Origin of the sequence: Serratia sp. BNK-10, from assembly GCF_047456065.1 — a bacterium.
Lineage (GTDB): Bacteria > Pseudomonadota > Gammaproteobacteria > Enterobacterales > Enterobacteriaceae > Serratia > Serratia ureilytica.
On sequence record NZ_CP179894.1, the window covers coordinates 870,563 to 886,143 of the forward strand.

Consider the following 15,581-nt stretch of genomic DNA (forward strand, 5'->3'; position numbering starts at 1 on the left):
CTAGTGTACGACCCTAATTTAGTGAGACTCATGCTTTACTAGAGGCTCCAGGCGCTCCGCCATCCAGGTGGCGATAAACGGCTGGGCGTCCCCATTGGGGTGCAATCCGTCATCCTGCATCCATTCCGGCTTCACCACCACCTGTTCCATATAGAACGGCAGCAGCGGAATGTTGAACTGCTTGGCCAGTGCCGGGTAGACGGCGCCGAACGCTTCAGTATAGCGGCGGCCGTAGTTCGGCGGGATGCGGATCTGCATCAGCAGCGGCTGCGCGCCGGCCTGCTGCACCAACGTGATGATTTGGCCGAGATCGCGCTGTACGTCCTGCGCCGGGAAGCCGCGCAGGCCGTCGTTGGCGCCCAGCTCGATCAGCACCCAGCGCGGCTGATGCTGTTTCAGCAGCGCGGGCAGACGCGCCAGCCCCTGCGCGGCGGTGTCGCCGCTGATGCTGGCGTTGACCAGCTGCGGCGCACCCGGTTTTTTCTGCCACTGTTCGGCCAACAGCGTCGGCCACGCCCGCTCGATCGGCAGGCGGTAACCGGCGCTTAAACTGTCGCCTAAAATCAACAAGGTATCGGCGGCGGCAGCGCGTAAACTGAATAATCCCAACAGCAAAAGGAAGGGAAGATGCCAGCGGAAAACGTTCTTGAAGTTCATCATCTTAGTAAACACGTTGGTCAGGGTGAGCATCAGCTCACCATCCTTACCGGAGTCGAGCTGCTTGTCAAACCCGCGCAGACGATCGCCCTGATCGGCGAATCCGGATCGGGGAAATCGACCTTGCTGGGCATTTTGGCCGGGCTGGATGACGGCAGCGAAGGCGAGGTACGCTTGCTCGGCGAGTCGCTGACCGCGCTGGACGAAGAGGGGCGCGCCGCGCTGCGCGCCAGGGACGTCGGTTTCGTGTTTCAGTCGTTCATGCTGGTGCCGACGCTGAACGCGCTGGAGAATGTGCAGCTGCCGGCGCTGTTGCGCGGCGAGAGCGACAGACAGAGCCGCGAGCAGGCGGTGCAGCTGCTCGAGCAGTTGGGGCTGGGGAAACGGCTCGATCACCTGCCGGCGCAGCTGTCCGGCGGCGAGCAGCAGCGCGTGGCGCTGGCGCGCGCCTTCAGCGGCCGACCGCGGGTGCTGTTCGCCGATGAACCGACCGGCAACCTCGATCGTCAGACCGGCGATCGCATCGCCGACCTGCTGTTTTCCCTCAACCGCGATTTTGACACCACCCTGATCCTGGTGACCCATGACGAAACCCTGGCGGCGCGCTGCCAGCGGCGGCTGCGGCTGCGCGAAGGCAAGCTGTGGGAGGAAGCATGATCTGGCGCTGGTTCTGGCGCGAATGGCGTTCGCCGTCGCTGCTGATCGTGTGGCTGGCACTGACGCTCTCCGTCGCCTGCGTGCTGGCGCTGGGCAGCATCAGCGATCGCATGGACAAAGGGCTCAGCCAGCAGAGCCGCGATTTTATCGCCGGCGATCGGGTGCTGCGCAGCGCGCATCCGGTGCCGGAAGGCTGGCTGCTGGACGCGCAGCAACAAGGGCTGAAGGTGAGCCGTCAGCTGTCGTTCACCACCATGACCTATGCCGGCGATCGGCCGCAGCTGGCGGACGTGAAAGCCACCGATTTGGCCTATCCGCTGTACGGCAAGCTGGAAACGCGCCCGGCCAACATCCAGCCCGAACCGGGCAGCGTGCTGGTGGCGCCGCGTTTGCTGGCGCTGCTGAACGTGAAAGTGGGGGATTCGCTGGAGGTCGGCGACACCACGCTGCGCATCGCCGGTGAAATCATTCAGGAGCCGGACGCCGGTTTCAATCCATTCCAGACCGCGCCGCGCATCATGATCAACCTGGCGGACGTCGATAAGACCGGCGCAGTGCAGCCGGGCAGCCGCCTGACCTATCGTTACATGTTCGCCGGCGCCGAGCCGGATATTCAGCGTTACGAAGAACGGCTGACGCCGCAGTTGACGCCGGATCAGCGCTGGTTCGGGCTGCAGGAATCCGGCAGCGCGCTGGGCAAGTCGCTGCAGCGCTCCCAACAGTTCCTGCTGTTGTCGGCCCTGCTGACGCTGCTGTTGTCGATCGCCGCCGTGGCGGTGGCGATGAGCCACTATTGCCGCAGCCGCTACGATCTGATCGCGGTGCTGAAAACCCTTGGCGCCGGGCGCGGCGCGCTGCGCAAATTGATCGTCGGCCAGTGGCTGGCGGTGATGGCGCTGGCGGCGGTGTGCGGCGGGGCGATCGGGCTGGCGTTCGAGGCGCTGTTGATTCGCCTGCTGAAGCCGGTGTTGCCGGCCGCGTTGCCCGCCGCCGGCGTCTGGCCGTGGCTGTGGGCGCTCGGTGCGCTGGTGCTGATTTCGCTGCTGGTCGGGTTGCGGCCGTATCGCCAGTTGCTGGCCACCCAGCCGCTGCGGGTGCTGCGTCGCGATGTGGCGGCCAACGTCTGGCCGCTGCGCTATTTCCTGCCGGTGACGGCGGCGATCGTGGTCGCGTTGTTGGTGTTGCTGATGGGAGCCAGCACGTTGCTGTGGGCGATCCTGGCGGGCATGGCGGTGCTGGCGCTGCTGCTGGGCGGTATAGGGTGGGGCAGCCTGCTGCTGTTGCGCCGCATCACGCTCAAGAGTCTGGCGCTGCGGCTGGCGGTCAACCGCCTGATGCATCAGCCATGGGTGACCATCAGCCAGTTGGCGGCGTTCTCGCTGTCGTTCATGCTGTTGGCGCTGCTGTTGGTGCTGCGCGGCGATCTGCTCGAACGCTGGCAGCAACAGCTGCCGCCGGACAGCCCGAACTATTTCCTGCTCAACATGACCGAGGCGCAGGTGCCGCAGGTGAAAACTTTCCTGCAGCAGCACCAGATCAAACCGGAAACCTATTACCCGATCGTCCGGGTGCGCCTGACCGAGATAAACCAGCAGGTGGCGACCGAACGGGTGCATGAAGACGATCCGGGCGGCGAGGCGGTGAACCGTGAGCTGAACCTGACCTGGCTGGCCGAGCTGCCGGATCACAATCCGCTGGTGGCGGGCAATTGGCCGCCGAAAAGCGGCGAAGTCTCGATGGATGAAGGCATCGCCGGGCGGCTGAAGATCAAGCTGGGCGACACGCTGACCTTCAGCGGCGATACCCAGGCGTTCAGCGCCAAAGTCACCAGCCTGCGTCAGGTGGATTGGGAAAGCCTGAAGCCGAACTTTTACTTTATCTTCCCGCCGGGCGCGCTGGGCGGCCAGCCGCAGACCTGGCTCACCAGCTTCCGCTACGACGGCGACGGCCGGATGTTGACCCAGCTCAACCGCCAGTTCCCAACGCTCAGCCTGCTGGACATCGGCGCGATCCTGAAACAGGTTGGCGGCGTGCTGCAACAGGTCAGCCGCGCGCTGGAGGTGATGGTGGTGCTGGTGGTGCTGTGCGGCGGCCTGCTGCTGCTGGCGCAGGTGCAGGTCGGCATGCGTCAGCGGCGGCAGGAGTTGGTGGTCTATCGCACGCTGGGCGCCGGTAAACGGCTGCTGCGCCGCACGCTGTGGTGTGAGTTTGCCCTGCTGGGGCTGGTGGCGGGCATCGCGGCGGCGGTGGGGGCCGAGGCGGCGCTGTGGCTGCTGCAAAGCCGGGTGTTCGACTTCCCGTGGACGCCGACGCCGGTGCTGTGGTGGGCGCTGCCGCTGGCCAGCGCGCTGCTGCTGTCGCTGTGCGGCGGCTGGCTGGGCGTGCGCTTGCTGCGCGGCCGGGCGCTGTTCCGCAGTTATGATGGCTGATCTGGCGATCGCAGGCCCGTTGCCGCCAAGCGTGGCCGGGCCTGCCGATTTTCTTTCGCGCGTCACTGGCGCAATTCCTCTTCATGCCCATTCATTGTGAAATCGATTACATTTATGTCATATCGATACGTTTGCCACTGGTCATCGGTGTAGCGGATAGTTGGCTGACTTCGCCTGTTTTACGCATTGATTTAGAGGGTTACGCATGTATTAAGTGAATTCATCCGCCATAAAAAACGGCCTAAAAAGATTTAATGGAATGTAACCGTTTTCACTAATGTGATCGCACTCACTTATCTCCGACGCATTGCCTCCTATCATGTCGCACACTGATGACCGTTTTCTCCTGGAGGCTGTATGAGCGATACCGTCAAAGTGACACCGGCGGAGAAAAGCCCGACTCATGTCGGCATGACTTTTTTCGTCTGTTTTTTAGCCGCCTTGGCCGGCCTGCTGTTCGGTCTTGATATCGGCGTGATCGCCGGCGCCCTGCCGTTTATTACCGACACTTTTCAGATCACCAGCTCTCAGCAGGAGTGGGTGGTCAGCTCAATGATGTTTGGCGCCGCCGTCGGCGCCATCGGCAGCGGCTGGATGAACTTCCGGCTGGGGCGCAAATACAGTTTGATGATCGGCGCAATCCTCTTCGTGGCGGGATCGCTGTGTTCTGCGTTCGCTCCCAACGTGGAGGTGTTGATCGTTTCACGTATTCTGCTGGGATTGGCGGTGGGGATCGCTTCTTATACCGCGCCGATTTATCTTTCTGAAATCGCGCCGGAGAAAATCCGCGGCAGCATGATCTCGATGTATCAATTGATGATCACCATCGGCATTCTGGCCGCTTACCTGTCTGATACGGCATTCAGCTATACCGGCGCCTGGCGCTGGATGTTGGGCGTCATCACCATCCCGGCCGGGCTGTTGTTGGTCGGCGTGTTCTTTTTGCCTGACAGCCCGCGGTGGTTGGCCTCGCGTAATCGCCATGAGCAAGCGCGTCAGGTGTTGGAGAAGCTGCGCGACAGCAGTGCCCAGGCGCAGTATGAGCTGAATGAAATTCGTGAAAGCCTCAAACTGAAGCAAAGCGGTTGGGCGTTGTTCAAAGGCAATAAAAATTTCCGCCGCGCGGTTTTCCTTGGCATTCTTCTCCAGGTGATGCAGCAGTTCACCGGGATGAACGTCACCATGTATTACGCGCCGAAGATTTTCGGTCTGGCGGGCTTCGCCAGTACGGAACAGCAGATGTGGGGCACGGTGATCGTCGGTCTGGTCAACGTGCTGGCCACCTTTATCGCTATTGGGCTGGTTGACCGCTGGGGCCGCAAGCCCACTTTGATCCTTGGGTTTATCGTGATGGCCGTTGGCATGGGGGCGCTGGGCACCATGATGAATATCGGCATGAACTCGGCGGCGGAGCAATATTTCGCCATCGTCATGCTGCTGATGTTTATCGTCGGTTTTGCCATGAGCGCCGGCCCGCTGATTTGGGTGCTGTGCTCAGAGATCCAGCCATTGAAAGGCCGCGATTTCGGCATCACCTGTTCCACCGCCACTAACTGGATAGCCAATATGATCGTGGGGGCGACGTTCCTGACCATGCTGAATTCGTTGGGCAGCGCTCATACCTTTTGGGTCTACGCGGGGCTTAACGTGCTGTTTGTTTTCATCACGCTGGCGCTGATCCCGGAAACCAAAAATATTTCACTGGAACACATTGAGCGCAATCTGATGGCCGGCAAACCGTTGCGTAATATCGGCTCGCGTTGATCTTTGCGGCAATAAAAAAGGTTCAGCCTGGGCTGAACCTTCTTCTTTTCGGCGGTGTAAACCGTTAAGCCAGCTTCTGCTGTGCCCAGGCCAGCCCGCTTTGGTATTCGCCCGGCAGCAGCGGCGCCAGCGCCTGCAGCGCCTGATGCAGATCGGCGGCGCTCGGGTCGTTCAGATTGAGGTGGCCGACCTTGCGGCCCGGGCGCACCTCTTTCTCATACCAGTGCAGATGCACCAGCGGCAGCGACAGCCACTGTTCGTTGACGGCGGTGCCGATCAGGTTGACCATCACCGACGGTGTGCTCACCACCGGCTGCGGCAGCGGCAGGCCGAGGATGGCGCGCAGGTGCAGCTCGAACTGGCTGATGGATGCACCGTTTTGCGTCCAGTGGCCGCTGTTGTGCACGCGCGGCGCCAGTTCGTTGATCAACAGCCGATCGCCGACGATAAAGCACTCCATCGCCATCACGCCGACGTAGTTCAGCTCGTTCAGGATCGCCGCCAGCATCTGCTCGGCCTGTTGCTGCAGCGCCGGATTGGGCTGCGGCAGCGCCACGCTGGCGCGCAGGATGCCGTCTTCATGCAGGTTGTGGGTCAGCGGGTAGAAGACCGAACGGCCGTCGTGGCCGCGCGCGCCCACCAGCGACACTTCGCCGGAGAAATTGATGCCTTGCTCGACGATGCACTCGCCATAGGCATCGGCCGGCAGTTCGGCTTCCTGCCCCGGACGCAAGCGCCACTGGCCGCGGCCGTCATAGCCGCCGACCCGGCGTTTGACGATCGCCAGCTCGCCCAGCGCAGCGAACACCTGCGGCCATTCGGCGGCGCTCGCCAGCAGCTGCCACGGCGCGGTCGCCAGGCCGAGTTGATCGAGCAGCTGCTTTTGCGTCAGGCGATCCGCCAAACGCGGGAAGATGTCACGGTTGACGAAGGCGCTGTGAGTCGCCAGTTCGCGCGTCAGCGCGGTTTCCGGCCAGCGTTCAATCTCGGCGGTAATGACGCTGTTCTGATACGGCACCGCCTCGGGTTCGGCATCGATGCCGACAGGGTAGACGGCGATGCCCAGCGGTTCGCCGGCCTGGCGCAGCATGCGCCCCAGCTGACCGTTGCCCAATACGCAAACCGGCTTCATGCGTCCTCCCGCGGATCGGGGTGGTTCAAAACGTCTTCAGTCTGCGCCTGACGCCAGTCCGCCAAACGCTGCGCCAGCGCGGCGTCGTGCAGCGCCAGGATCTGCATCGCCAGCAGCCCGGCGTTGGCGGCGCCGGCTTTGCCGATCGCCAGCGTCCCCACCGGAATGCCGCGCGGCATCTGCACGATGGAGTAGAGGCTGTCCACGCCGCTCAGCGCGGCGCTTTGCACCGGTACACCCAGCACCGGCACCAGCGTTTTCGCCGCCAGCATGCCCGGCAGATGCGCGGCACCGCCGGCGCCGGCGATGATCACGTCAAAGCCGTTGGCGGCAGCCTGCTCGGCGAAGCTGAACAGCTTGTCCGGCGTGCGGTGAGCGGAAACGACTTCGACATGGAAGGGGACATCGAGCTGGGTCAGGACTTCGGCGGCGAACTGCATGGTGGCCCAGTCACTTTTCGATCCCATTACAATTGCGATTTTAGCCCCGGCATTGGCGGCTGAAGCGGCGTTGGCTCCCATGGGTGTAAGGCTCCTGTGATTTGTCTGGCGTCGGCTGAGGGCCGAATGAGGGCGTAGAGCATACCATGAGCGCACGGCGAGGAAAACGGTTGCGTCGCCGGTTTTCACCGGCGAAAGCGCGAATTTTCACCCGCGCGCCAGTGCGGAACTCAGAACGGGAATTGGATCAGCTCGACGGCGTCGGCGCTGACTTTGATCATCGATCCTTCGACGTGCCAGGCGCCCAGCACCGCGCGATGGGCTTCGCCGTTGCTCAACGCCAGCCGATGCACCGCCGGGCGATGGGTATGGCCGTGGATCATCCAGTGCACATGGTGGCGCAGCATCGTTTGCTCGACCGCCTGCGGGTTGACGTCCATGATGGCGTCCGACTTGTACTGGTTGGATTGCTGGCTGCGGGCGCGCATCTTGGCGGCGATCTTCAGTCGCCAGCGCAGCGGCAGCGCGAGGAACAGTTTTTGAATCAGCGGGTTGTGCACTTTACGGCGGAATTGCTGATAGGCTTGATCGTCGGTGCACAGGGTGTCGCCGTGCAGGATCAGGATCCTGCGGCCGTACAGCTCCAGCACTTTTTCTTCCGGCAGCAGCTGCATGCCGCTGGCGCGGGCGAAGCGCTTGCCGAGCAGAAAATCGCGGTTGCCGTGGATGAAATAGCAGGGCACGCCGGCCTGTTGCAGCGCTTTCAGCGCCGCGGCGATCTCCGCGTGCAGCGGCTCGGGATCGTCGTCGCCGATCCAGGCTTCAAACAGGTCGCCGAGGATGTACAGCGCGTCGGCGTGCACCGCTTCGCGCCGTAAAAAACGCAGAAAACCGGCAGTGATTGCCGGTTCCTGTGCGCACAAGTGCAGATCTGCGATGAACAGCGTACTCATGCAGCCGCGATTACTCGCTGACGGTCACGCTGTTGATCACCACGTCTTCTACCGGTACGTCCTGGTGCATGCCGCTGCGGCCGGTTTTCACGCCTTTGATCTTGTTGACCACGTCCATGCCTTCAACCACTTCAGCAAACACGCAGTAGCCCCAGCCCTGCACGTTTTCGCCGCGGAAGTTCAGGAAGTCGTTGTCAGCCACGTTGATGAAGAACTGTGCGGTGGCGGAGTGCGGATCGTTGGTGCGCGCCATTGCCAGGGTGCCGATGGTGTTTTTCAAACCGTTGTTGGCTTCGTTCTTGATGGCCGCGTTGGTCGCTTTCTGGTTCATGCCCGGCTCGAAACCGCCGCCCTGGATCATGAAGCCGTTGATCACACGGTGGAAGATGGTGTTGTCGTAGAAACCGGCGCGGCAGTAGTTCAGGAAGTTTTCAACGGTAACCGGCGCTTTGTCAGCAAAGGTCTTGATAACGATATCGCCGTGATTGGTGTGGAAAGTAACCATAGTTTTAATCCTAACAAGGTGAAGTGAGACGTCACGTAAAGCGAGTGAACATTCAGACCGCCCTTATAACATATCCGCCCCAGCGAGTCAGCAGCGGCTCAACCGCGCACTGTCTGTGGTAATTGTATTTATGTTATATTATAACAATTGCGCCGGCCGGCGAATTTTGCGCTTTTTCTTCGCGTGAAGTCAGCAAAGCATGGCCTTAACCTTGCAATAGATCAGGCTTCAGGTTTCAATACGCTACCGGGCGTTAAACCTGAAGCCCGGTTATCTTTTTTGTTATCACGCACACCACGGAATCTCCCGATGCTAAAGATTTTTAATACCCTGAGTCGTCAAAAAGAGGAATTCAAACCCATTCATGCCGGGAAAGTGGGCATGTACGTGTGCGGGGTAACCATCTATGACCTGTGTCACATCGGCCACGGTCGTACCTTTGTCGCTTTCGACGTGGTGGCGCGTTACCTGCGCTATCTCGGCTATTCGCTGAACTACGTGCGCAACGTCACCGACGTGGACGACAAAATTATCCGCCGCGCGGCGGAAAATCATGAGACCTGCGACCAGTTGACCGAACGCATGCTGGCGGAAATGCATGCTGACTTCGACGCGTTGCTGATCGATCGCCCGGACAGCGAACCGCGCGCGACCCAACACATCGCCGAGATCATCGAGATCACCCAGCGCCTGATCGATCGCGATCACGCCTATGTGGCCAGCAACGGCGACGTGATGTTCTCCATCGACAGCGATCCGCAGTACGGGCTGCTGTCGCGCCAGGATCTGGAGCAGCTGCAGGCCGGCGCGCGCGTGGAGATCGACGACGTGAAGCGCAACCCGATGGACTTCGTGCTGTGGAAGATGTCCAAACCGGGCGAGCCGAGCTGGCAGTCGCCGTGGGGGCCGGGCCGTCCGGGCTGGCACATCGAATGCTCCGCCATGAACTGCAAGCAGCTGGGCACCCACTTTGACATTCACGGCGGCGGTTCCGATCTGATGTTCCCGCACCACGAGAACGAGATCGCACAGTCGAGCTGCGCCCACGACGGCCCGTACGTCAATTACTGGATGCACTCCGGCATGGTGATGATCGATAAAGAGAAGATGTCCAAATCGCTGGATAACTTCTTCACCATTCGCGACGTGCTCGGCCATTACGATGCGGAGACGGTGCGTTACTTCCTGATGTCCGGCCACTATCGCAGCCAGCTGAACTACAGTGAAGAGAATCTCAAGCAGGCGCGCACCGCGCTGGAGCGCCTCTATACCGCGCTGCGCGGCACCGACGCCAATGCCGCGCCGGCCGGCGGCGAGGCGTTCGAAGCCCGCTTCCGCGAAGCGATGGACGACGACTTCAACACCCCGGAAGCCTACTCGGCGCTGTTCGATCTGGCGCGCGAGGTTAACCGCCTGAAGGGGGAAGACATGGCGGCGGCCAGCGGCATGGCGGCGGAACTGCGCAAGCTGGCGAACGTGCTTGGCCTGCTGCAGCAGGAGCCGGAGCAGTTCCTGCAAGGGGGCGCACAGGTTGACGACGGTGAAGTGGCGGAGATCGAAGCGCTGATCAAACAGCGTAACGAAGCGCGCGCCGCCAAGGACTGGGCGCTGGCGGATGCCGCGCGTGATCGCTTGAACGAGATGAACATCGTGCTGGAAGACGGCCCGCAGGGCACCACCTGGCGCCGTAAGTAATCCGGCAGAAGGAAACAAAAAAGGCGCTTAATTCAGCGCCTTTTTCTATGGCTGCGGGTTAGGGTTTAACCATGACCTTGCCGCCGCCGAACTCCACCACCTGATCGGCGACGATCTTGCAGCGCTTGCGGGTTTCGACCTTACCGTCGACTTTCACCTGCCCTTCGGCGATGACTTCTTTGGCGGCGCCGCCGCTTTCACACCAGCCCTGGAACTTCAGCAGATCGCACAGTTCGACATGGGGATGATTGTCCAGATTGAAAATTTCCATACTGCCTTACTTATTTAGGTTGAACGTCGTGATATTCCTCGCAGGCCTGCAAGGTATTTTGGATCAGTGTAGCCACGGTCATCGGGCCAACGCCACCCGGCACCGGGGTGATGTAGGCGGCGCGCTCGCTGGCGGCGTCGAAATCGACATCGCCCACCACTTTACCGCTTTCCAGGCGGTTGATGCCGACGTCAACCACGATGGCGCCCGGTTTGATCCAGTCGCCCGGGATGAAGCCCGGTTTGCCGACCGCCACCACCAGCAGATCGGCGTTCTCGACGTGGTGGCGCAGATTCTTGGTGAAGCGGTGGGTGACGGTGGTGGTGCAGCCGGCCAGCAGCAGCTCCATGCTCATCGGGCGGCCGACGATGTTGGACGCGCCGACCACCACGGCGTTCAGGCCGTAGGTATCGATGTTATAACGCTCCAGCAGGGTGACGATGCCGCGCGGCGTGCATGGGCGCAGCTTGGGCGCGCGCTGGCACAGGCGGCCGACGTTGTACGGGTGGAAGCCGTCGACGTCTTTGTCCGGATGGATGCGTTCCAGCACTTTGACGTTATCGATGCCGGCCGGCAACGGCAGCTGCACCAGAATGCCGTCGATTTCCTCATCGGCGTTCAGTTGGTCGATCAACGCCAGCAGCTCGGCTTCACTGGTGGCAGCGGGCAGGTCGTAGGAGCGGGAGAGGAAGCCGACTTCATCGCAGGCGCGGCGCTTGCTGGCGACGTAAATTTGCGAAGCCGGATTCTCGCCGACCAGCACAACCGCCAGCCCTGGCGCGCGCTTGCCGGCCGCCAGACGTTGTTTCACTTGCTCAGCCACTTCGTTTCTAACCTGCTGCGCAATCGTTTTACCATCAATAATCTTTGCTGACATCAGTGTGGAAATCCATCAATTAAGAAAAGCGGGGATGCCGCTATTCTGTCAGAAGCTGAGCGCGCTGTCAGGCGCAGAATCACCCTCGCCGCCGTTGGCGAGGCCGATTTACGCTTTTTTTATGCCGGCTTCAGGAACCTCTACGCCATTTTTACCGGCATTTGCATACGCTGGGGCCATACACAGGGCGAAAGAGGGCAGGATCATGAGAGCGATAACCCGGCTTTATCCGTTGCATCATCAGCCTGATCAGCAACCGGCGCAGCCTAAGCACGTTGGCGAGACGGTGTTCGATTCTTCGCTGCATCCGGCGGACAGTGAGCAACTCACCGCGCTGCATCAGCTTTGTCAGCACCAGGCGACGCCGTCGTGGCGGGCGCGCCTGAGCGCCCTGTGGCGGAAGCTGTGCGCATGAACGGCAGCGCATGGGTAGGGTGCGCGCTATTGCTGGCTTGGGCGCCGTGGAGCCAGGCTTCTTTAAACAGCGCACGCCCTGACTCCGCTCTGGGGAAAAGAGGGGAGGCGACCTGCAACATGCAGGTGGTTGAGCATGCCGATTGGGGCGACATTACGGCGGTCGTTCAGTCCGTGCGCCTTTGCCTGCGGCGGGGTGATGGGCGGCAAGGGGCCGAACGCACGCCAGGCGATACCGCTGTCGGCCTGGCGCAACGCAGCATAGCGCGGGCCGCCGCACGGGTGCTGGCGGAAAAAACGCCATAAAGCACCGTCGCCGCCGTAACGTCATGAAAAGGCATTGACTCGCTAACCTCTGACCGTATAATCGCAACCCGCAACCACAGGTTGCCGCATCTCAATGCGCCCTTAGCTCAGTTGGATAGAGCAACGGCCTTCTAAGCCGTAGGTCATAGGTTCGAATCCTATAGGGCGTGCCATTAAGTATCAATGAGTTACGCCTTTCATCCCGTCTTTCCAATTTCATCATGGGACAGATTTGGGGCTAAACCTCCGAAAATCGCATCAATTTGCCTCGCATGCTCAGTGAGATGGTTCGGTGTAAGGTGAGCGTATCGCTGTACCATTTCTATGCTCACCCAGCCGGTCTATTCTCCAAAGCTCAGCTTTTCGACGGTCGTGCAATTTCTGCGCTTGGCGAGTGATTAGGTATCCGGTCGCGGCGCCGCTGTTCCACCGGTGAAAACTCCTATTTCTCCCTCCCACGTTTATTCGCTAACGATGGTTCACTTCCCGCACCGGGCTCTCCGGTCGGGGAGTGAGTTCAGCACGCGCCGCACGGTGCAGCAATAAAAGACATTAATAACCTCAATAGGTTAGGAATTTTCTCGGTAACCCTGCAATTTGTAAAGGATTGATCGTTTTCAACGATCGGTAGGATCTTATTGATCTGCATAACCAATTATCTTTGCTGCACGGTCGCCGTTAAGATCGGGCAGGATATTATTCGGCGGTAACTCTTTATTCATCCGGTGAATACCACGTAGCGCTCGACAATTTATCAGGATAAAACCCCCGTACTCAGCCATGACGAGAACGTCTGCTAATCGCCCGCTTTCCCGCGATAACGAGATTGACGGTTCAGGGAGCACGGCAGAGAGAACGGCGTTTTCTCCCTGCAGCCTTCTCGGGTTATCGAACCGTGGCGCAGCGCTATTTTTATCCTCACGGACTCTTTCGGCCCTGCAGCGGCCTTTTGTATTTTTCTGAGGCGACGAACCATGAATGCCCATCGCACCACCGGCAAACGCCCCGTATCCCCTCTGGCCACACTTCCCGATCGCCGGGTGCCCAATGCGCTTTTGCACCGGGATAGCGTGCAACGCATTCTCGTCATCAAGCTGCGCCACTTTGGCGACGTCCTGCTGATGACGCCGGTGCTCAGCACATTGCGCGTCAACTACCCCAATGCGCTGATCGATGTGCTGGTCTATGACGGCACCGAGGCGATGCTGGCCGGCAATCAGGATGTTTATCTGGCCTTTACCGTGGATCGAGAGCTCAAGCGCCAAGGGCTGAAAGCGCAATACCGCGGCGAATATGCGTTATGGAACAGCCTGCGGACCGGCCATTACGATCTGGTGATCAACCTCTCCGATCAGTGGCGGGCGGCGTTGTATTGCCGTTTTCTCAAACCGACCTTCAGTCTGGGGTTTCGCTACCCCAAACGCGACAATCGACTCTGGCGGGCCTGCCATTCGCTACTGGTCGACGTTGCCGGCCCGGCGCAGCACACCGTGCTGAATAATCTCAGCATTCTGGCGCCACTGGCCTTGCCCACGACAATCACGCAGGTGACGCAAGCCTGGCGGCAATCTGATGTGGATGACGTTGACCGGCTCAGTCGACGCCATCACCTGACCGATTTTGTGCTGATACAGCCGACCGCACGCTGGGCTTTCAAGACCTGGACGGTGGACGGATTCAGCGCCGTGATTAACCACCTGACCGCCCAGGGCAGAACGGTGGTGCTCACCGGCGGACGCACGCAAGATGAAGCCGCCATGATAAGCGCCATTATGGCCCGCTGCCTGTTACCGCGGCGGGTGATTAATCTGGCCGGGCGTCTGGAGCTGCCGGAGCTCGCGGTGTTGATTGACCGGGCGCGGCTGTTTATCGGGGTCGATTCGGTGCCGATGCACATGGCCGCTGCGCTGAATACGCCCTCGGTGGTGCTGTTCGGGCCCAGCGACCTCGCGCGATGGTCCCCGTGGCAGGCGCCCCACACGTTGCTGTGGGCCGGAGACTATCGTCCGCTGCCCGCCCCGGACGCCGTTGACACCAATACCCGCGAGCGTTACCTCGCGGCCATCCCGGCCGGCGATGTGATACAGGCGGTTAACAGGCAACTGGCATCCCTCGTCGGGTCTGCGCAGCGTTAACCCTGCGCGGCCTTCCACCGTGTTTTTTCTCTTATCAATGAGTACGCCACGATGCTATTCAACTCAGCAGTTTCCTCGTCGATACAGACGCCCCTTCAGCAACGGTTGTTTGCGTTTACCGCCTTTTTGCTGGGAGCCTCCCTCCCGACCTCCAATCCCCTGATGAATATCTCACTGGGGCTGGTTGTCGTCTGTCTGCTCTGGCTGCGCGATATCCGGCAGTGGGCTGCACTGGCTTGTCATCCCCTGGTCTGGTTGCCAGCGCTGATGTTTGCGCTGCTGGCGTTGTCATTGCTGACGCATGCTCACGCCTACGGCCCCAAAATGGTCGGCAAATACCAAAAATTGCTGTATGTCCTGCCGCTGGCGCTGTTCTTTCTGGCCGACTCGCGGCTGATGACGCAATTTGTCCGCGGCTTTTTGTGGGCCAATGCCGCGATATTGGCCATCAGCTTCATGAGCGGGCTTGGCCATGTCACATTGGGCGGGCTGAACCCCGACAACCCTACGGTGTTTAAGCTGCAAATCACCCAAAACGTGTTTATGGCGCTGGCGGCGCTGGTCTGGTTGTCGCGTGCTTTTGCCTGTAGCGGAAAACGGCGCTGGGGGTATGCGGGACTGGTGTTGTTGGCGACGGTTAATGTTCTGCTGATGGTGCAGGGGCGTACCGGGTATGTGGCATTGGCCGTTGGCATGGGTATCTGGTTATTGCTTACCCTCCGGCGCAAGCAGCAAGTGGCCGTGCTCGCCTGCGGCATACTGGCTGTCGTGATGCTGGTCATGACCCCCAATCGCGCCATGGAGCGCCTGACGCTGGGCGTCCAGCAAATTCAGGGGTGCGTTTTCGCCCCGGCCCAAACGGCTTATGCGGCCTGCGACAACTCCATGGGGCAACGCACCGCCTTCGCCCGCGAAGCCCTGCGACTGATAAAGCAATCCCCGCTGCTGGGCAACGGTGCCGGCAGCTTTTGGTACGGCAATCCATCCACCGGCTATGGCGTGCATAATCCGCACAATGAATACCTGTTGGAAACGGTGCAGAGCGGTTTGCTGGGATTGATGGTATTCCTCACCTGGATGTGGAGTTGCTACCGTGCAGCCTGGCGCTTGCCACCGGCGCGCCGAAATCTGTTCGTTGCGGTGCTCAGCAGCTACATGGCCTGCCATCTGTTCAATTCATTCCTGCTGGACTCGTCCGAAGGGCACCTGTTTGTCATTATCGCCGCCTTGCTGGCCGGGCTTTCCCTCAACACTCCGCCGTCTCTTCATGCAGACTTGCCTCAACCCCAGATGCGATAGGGGGTTGAAGTGCTTCGAAAATACGCGCTTGATCGCGGCGCTCAGCG

General features: G+C 60.8%; 15 protein-coding genes, 1 tRNA gene and 1 pseudogene. 9 read left to right on the plus strand and 8 right to left on the minus strand.

Translation table 11 applies throughout. The features are described 5' to 3' along the window. Positions 1-18: 18 nt before the first annotated feature. Positions 19-657 carry a multifunctional acyl-CoA thioesterase I/protease I/lysophospholipase L1 gene (tesA, locus tag ACMGG9_RS04215; protein WP_162472522.1) on the minus strand — a complete coding sequence of 213 codons (639 nt, stop codon included), beginning with the start codon at positions 655-657 and terminating at the stop codon, positions 19-21. On the opposite strand from tesA, the gene ybbA reads away from it, so the two are divergent. The 3 genes from ybbA to ACMGG9_RS04230 all read left to right on the plus strand — a co-directional run bounded on the left by ybbA (position 628) and on the right by ACMGG9_RS04230 (position 5,507). Beyond that, positions 628-1,314 carry a putative ABC transporter ATP-binding protein YbbA gene (gene ybbA, locus ACMGG9_RS04220; protein ID WP_046897614.1) on the plus strand — a complete coding sequence of 229 codons (687 nt, stop codon included), beginning with the start codon at positions 628-630 and terminating at the stop codon, positions 1,312-1,314. The genes tesA and ybbA overlap by 30 nt on opposite strands. Beyond that, positions 1,311-3,743: a putative ABC transporter permease subunit YbbP gene (gene ybbP, locus ACMGG9_RS04225; protein ID WP_342174023.1), complete on the plus strand. Its 2,433-nt coding sequence runs from the start codon at positions 1,311-1,313 to the stop codon at positions 3,741-3,743. The genes ybbA and ybbP overlap by 4 nt, the downstream gene beginning before the upstream one ends. Positions 3,744-4,100: 357 nt before the next feature. Continuing rightward, complete coding sequence (locus ACMGG9_RS04230; protein ID WP_033642138.1) at positions 4,101-5,507, plus strand: sugar porter family MFS transporter; 1,407 nt, start codon at positions 4,101-4,103, stop codon at positions 5,505-5,507. Positions 5,508-5,571: 64 nt separating this feature from the next. On the opposite strand, the gene purK is transcribed toward ACMGG9_RS04230, so the two are convergent. The 4 genes from purK to ppiB all read right to left on the minus strand — a co-directional run bounded on the left by purK (position 5,572) and on the right by ppiB (position 8,537). Continuing rightward, on the minus strand, positions 5,572-6,639 hold the full coding sequence (gene purK / locus ACMGG9_RS04235; protein WP_069100256.1) for a 5-(carboxyamino)imidazole ribonucleotide synthase: 1,068 nt from the start codon (positions 6,637-6,639) through the stop codon (positions 5,572-5,574). After that, positions 6,636-7,160 carry a 5-(carboxyamino)imidazole ribonucleotide mutase gene (gene purE / locus ACMGG9_RS04240; protein WP_004940188.1) on the minus strand — a complete coding sequence of 175 codons (525 nt, stop codon included), beginning with the start codon at positions 7,158-7,160 and terminating at the stop codon, positions 6,636-6,638. The genes purK and purE overlap by 4 nt, the downstream gene beginning before the upstream one ends. A gap of 149 nt (positions 7,161-7,309) precedes the next feature. Beyond that, entirely contained in the window at positions 7,310-8,032 is a 723-nt protein-coding gene (locus ACMGG9_RS04245) for a UDP-2,3-diacylglucosamine diphosphatase (protein ID WP_047572401.1), read from the minus strand. A gap of 10 nt (positions 8,033-8,042) precedes the next feature. Beyond that, positions 8,043-8,537, minus strand: coding sequence for a peptidylprolyl isomerase B (ppiB, locus tag ACMGG9_RS04250; RefSeq protein ID WP_016928800.1), 495 nt, complete (start codon positions 8,535-8,537; stop codon positions 8,043-8,045). A 309-nt stretch (positions 8,538-8,846) separates the two neighbouring features. Between ppiB and cysS the strand changes: the two genes are divergently transcribed. After that, entirely contained in the window at positions 8,847-10,232 is a 1,386-nt protein-coding gene (cysS, locus tag ACMGG9_RS04255; protein WP_033642140.1) for a cysteine--tRNA ligase, read from the plus strand. Between the two features lie 58 nt (positions 10,233-10,290). On the opposite strand, the gene ybcJ is transcribed toward cysS, so the two are convergent. Both ybcJ and folD read right to left on the minus strand, forming a co-directional pair. Beyond that, entirely contained in the window at positions 10,291-10,503 is a 213-nt protein-coding gene (gene ybcJ, locus ACMGG9_RS04260) for a ribosome-associated protein YbcJ (protein ID WP_033642141.1), read from the minus strand. A 10-nt stretch (positions 10,504-10,513) separates the two neighbouring features. After that, positions 10,514-11,380: a bifunctional methylenetetrahydrofolate dehydrogenase/methenyltetrahydrofolate cyclohydrolase FolD gene (folD, locus tag ACMGG9_RS04265; protein WP_004940177.1), complete on the minus strand. Its 867-nt coding sequence runs from the start codon at positions 11,378-11,380 to the stop codon at positions 10,514-10,516. 205 nt (positions 11,381-11,585) lie between these two features. Between folD and ACMGG9_RS04270 the strand changes: the two genes are divergently transcribed. The 3 genes from ACMGG9_RS04270 (at position 11,586) to ACMGG9_RS04280 (ending at position 12,273) form a co-directional block, all read left to right on the plus strand. Further along, positions 11,586-11,795 carry a hypothetical protein gene (locus ACMGG9_RS04270; protein WP_042783825.1) on the plus strand — a complete coding sequence of 70 codons (210 nt, stop codon included), beginning with the start codon at positions 11,586-11,588 and terminating at the stop codon, positions 11,793-11,795. Beyond that, positions 11,792-12,100 (plus strand): hypothetical protein, encoded by a 309-nt coding sequence (locus ACMGG9_RS04275; RefSeq protein WP_049866652.1) that lies wholly within the window; start codon positions 11,792-11,794, stop codon positions 12,098-12,100. The genes ACMGG9_RS04270 and ACMGG9_RS04275 overlap by 4 nt, the downstream gene beginning before the upstream one ends. A 96-nt stretch (positions 12,101-12,196) precedes the next feature. Next, positions 12,197-12,273: transfer RNA gene (locus tag ACMGG9_RS04280), tRNA-Arg, on the plus strand. Between the two features lie 24 nt (positions 12,274-12,297). Here the strand turns inward: ACMGG9_RS04280 and ACMGG9_RS04285 are convergent. Then, a pseudogene (locus tag ACMGG9_RS04285) lies at positions 12,298-12,438 on the minus strand (integrase); the annotation flags it as partial. Positions 12,439-13,074: 636 nt separating this feature from the next. On the opposite strand from ACMGG9_RS04285, the gene rfaQ reads away from it, so the two are divergent. Both rfaQ and ACMGG9_RS04295 read left to right on the plus strand, forming a co-directional pair. Further along, positions 13,075-14,235, plus strand: coding sequence for a putative lipopolysaccharide heptosyltransferase III (gene rfaQ, locus ACMGG9_RS04290; protein ID WP_049866653.1), 1,161 nt, complete (start codon positions 13,075-13,077; stop codon positions 14,233-14,235). A 51-nt stretch (positions 14,236-14,286) separates the two neighbouring features. After that, positions 14,287-15,534, plus strand: a complete 1,248-nt coding sequence (locus ACMGG9_RS04295) for an O-antigen ligase family protein (RefSeq protein ID WP_049866654.1) — start codon at positions 14,287-14,289, stop codon at positions 15,532-15,534. Positions 15,535-15,581 lie beyond the last annotated feature (47 nt).

What these genes read in the sequence shown, in the direction of transcription:
- ybbA (WP_046897614.1), top strand. Translation starts at nt 628, where the DNA reads ATGCCAGCGGAAAACGTTCTTGAAGTTCATCATCTTAGTAAACACGTT.
- tesA (WP_162472522.1), bottom strand. Translation starts at nt 657, where the DNA reads ATGAACTTCAAGAACGTTTTCCGCTGGCATCTTCCCTTCCTTTTGCTG.
- ybbP (WP_342174023.1), top strand. Translation starts at nt 1,311, where the DNA reads ATGATCTGGCGCTGGTTCTGGCGCGAATGGCGTTCGCCGTCGCTGCTG.
- ACMGG9_RS04230 (WP_033642138.1), top strand. Translation starts at nt 4,101, where the DNA reads ATGAGCGATACCGTCAAAGTGACACCGGCGGAGAAAAGCCCGACTCAT.
- purK (WP_069100256.1), bottom strand. Translation starts at nt 6,639, where the DNA reads ATGAAGCCGGTTTGCGTATTGGGCAACGGTCAGCTGGGGCGCATGCTG.
- purE (WP_004940188.1), bottom strand. Translation starts at nt 7,160, where the DNA reads ATGGGAGCCAACGCCGCTTCAGCCGCCAATGCCGGGGCTAAAATCGCA.
- ACMGG9_RS04245 (WP_047572401.1), bottom strand. Translation starts at nt 8,032, where the DNA reads ATGAGTACGCTGTTCATCGCAGATCTGCACTTGTGCGCACAGGAACCG.
- ppiB (WP_016928800.1), bottom strand. Translation starts at nt 8,537, where the DNA reads ATGGTTACTTTCCACACCAATCACGGCGATATCGTTATCAAGACCTTT.
- cysS (WP_033642140.1), top strand. Translation starts at nt 8,847, where the DNA reads ATGCTAAAGATTTTTAATACCCTGAGTCGTCAAAAAGAGGAATTCAAA.
- ybcJ (WP_033642141.1), bottom strand. Translation starts at nt 10,503, where the DNA reads ATGGAAATTTTCAATCTGGACAATCATCCCCATGTCGAACTGTGCGAT.
- folD (WP_004940177.1), bottom strand. Translation starts at nt 11,380, where the DNA reads ATGTCAGCAAAGATTATTGATGGTAAAACGATTGCGCAGCAGGTTAGA.
- ACMGG9_RS04270 (WP_042783825.1), top strand. Translation starts at nt 11,586, where the DNA reads ATGAGAGCGATAACCCGGCTTTATCCGTTGCATCATCAGCCTGATCAG.
- ACMGG9_RS04275 (WP_049866652.1), top strand. Translation starts at nt 11,792, where the DNA reads ATGAACGGCAGCGCATGGGTAGGGTGCGCGCTATTGCTGGCTTGGGCG.
- rfaQ (WP_049866653.1), top strand. Translation starts at nt 13,075, where the DNA reads ATGAATGCCCATCGCACCACCGGCAAACGCCCCGTATCCCCTCTGGCC.
- ACMGG9_RS04295 (WP_049866654.1), top strand. Translation starts at nt 14,287, where the DNA reads ATGCTATTCAACTCAGCAGTTTCCTCGTCGATACAGACGCCCCTTCAG.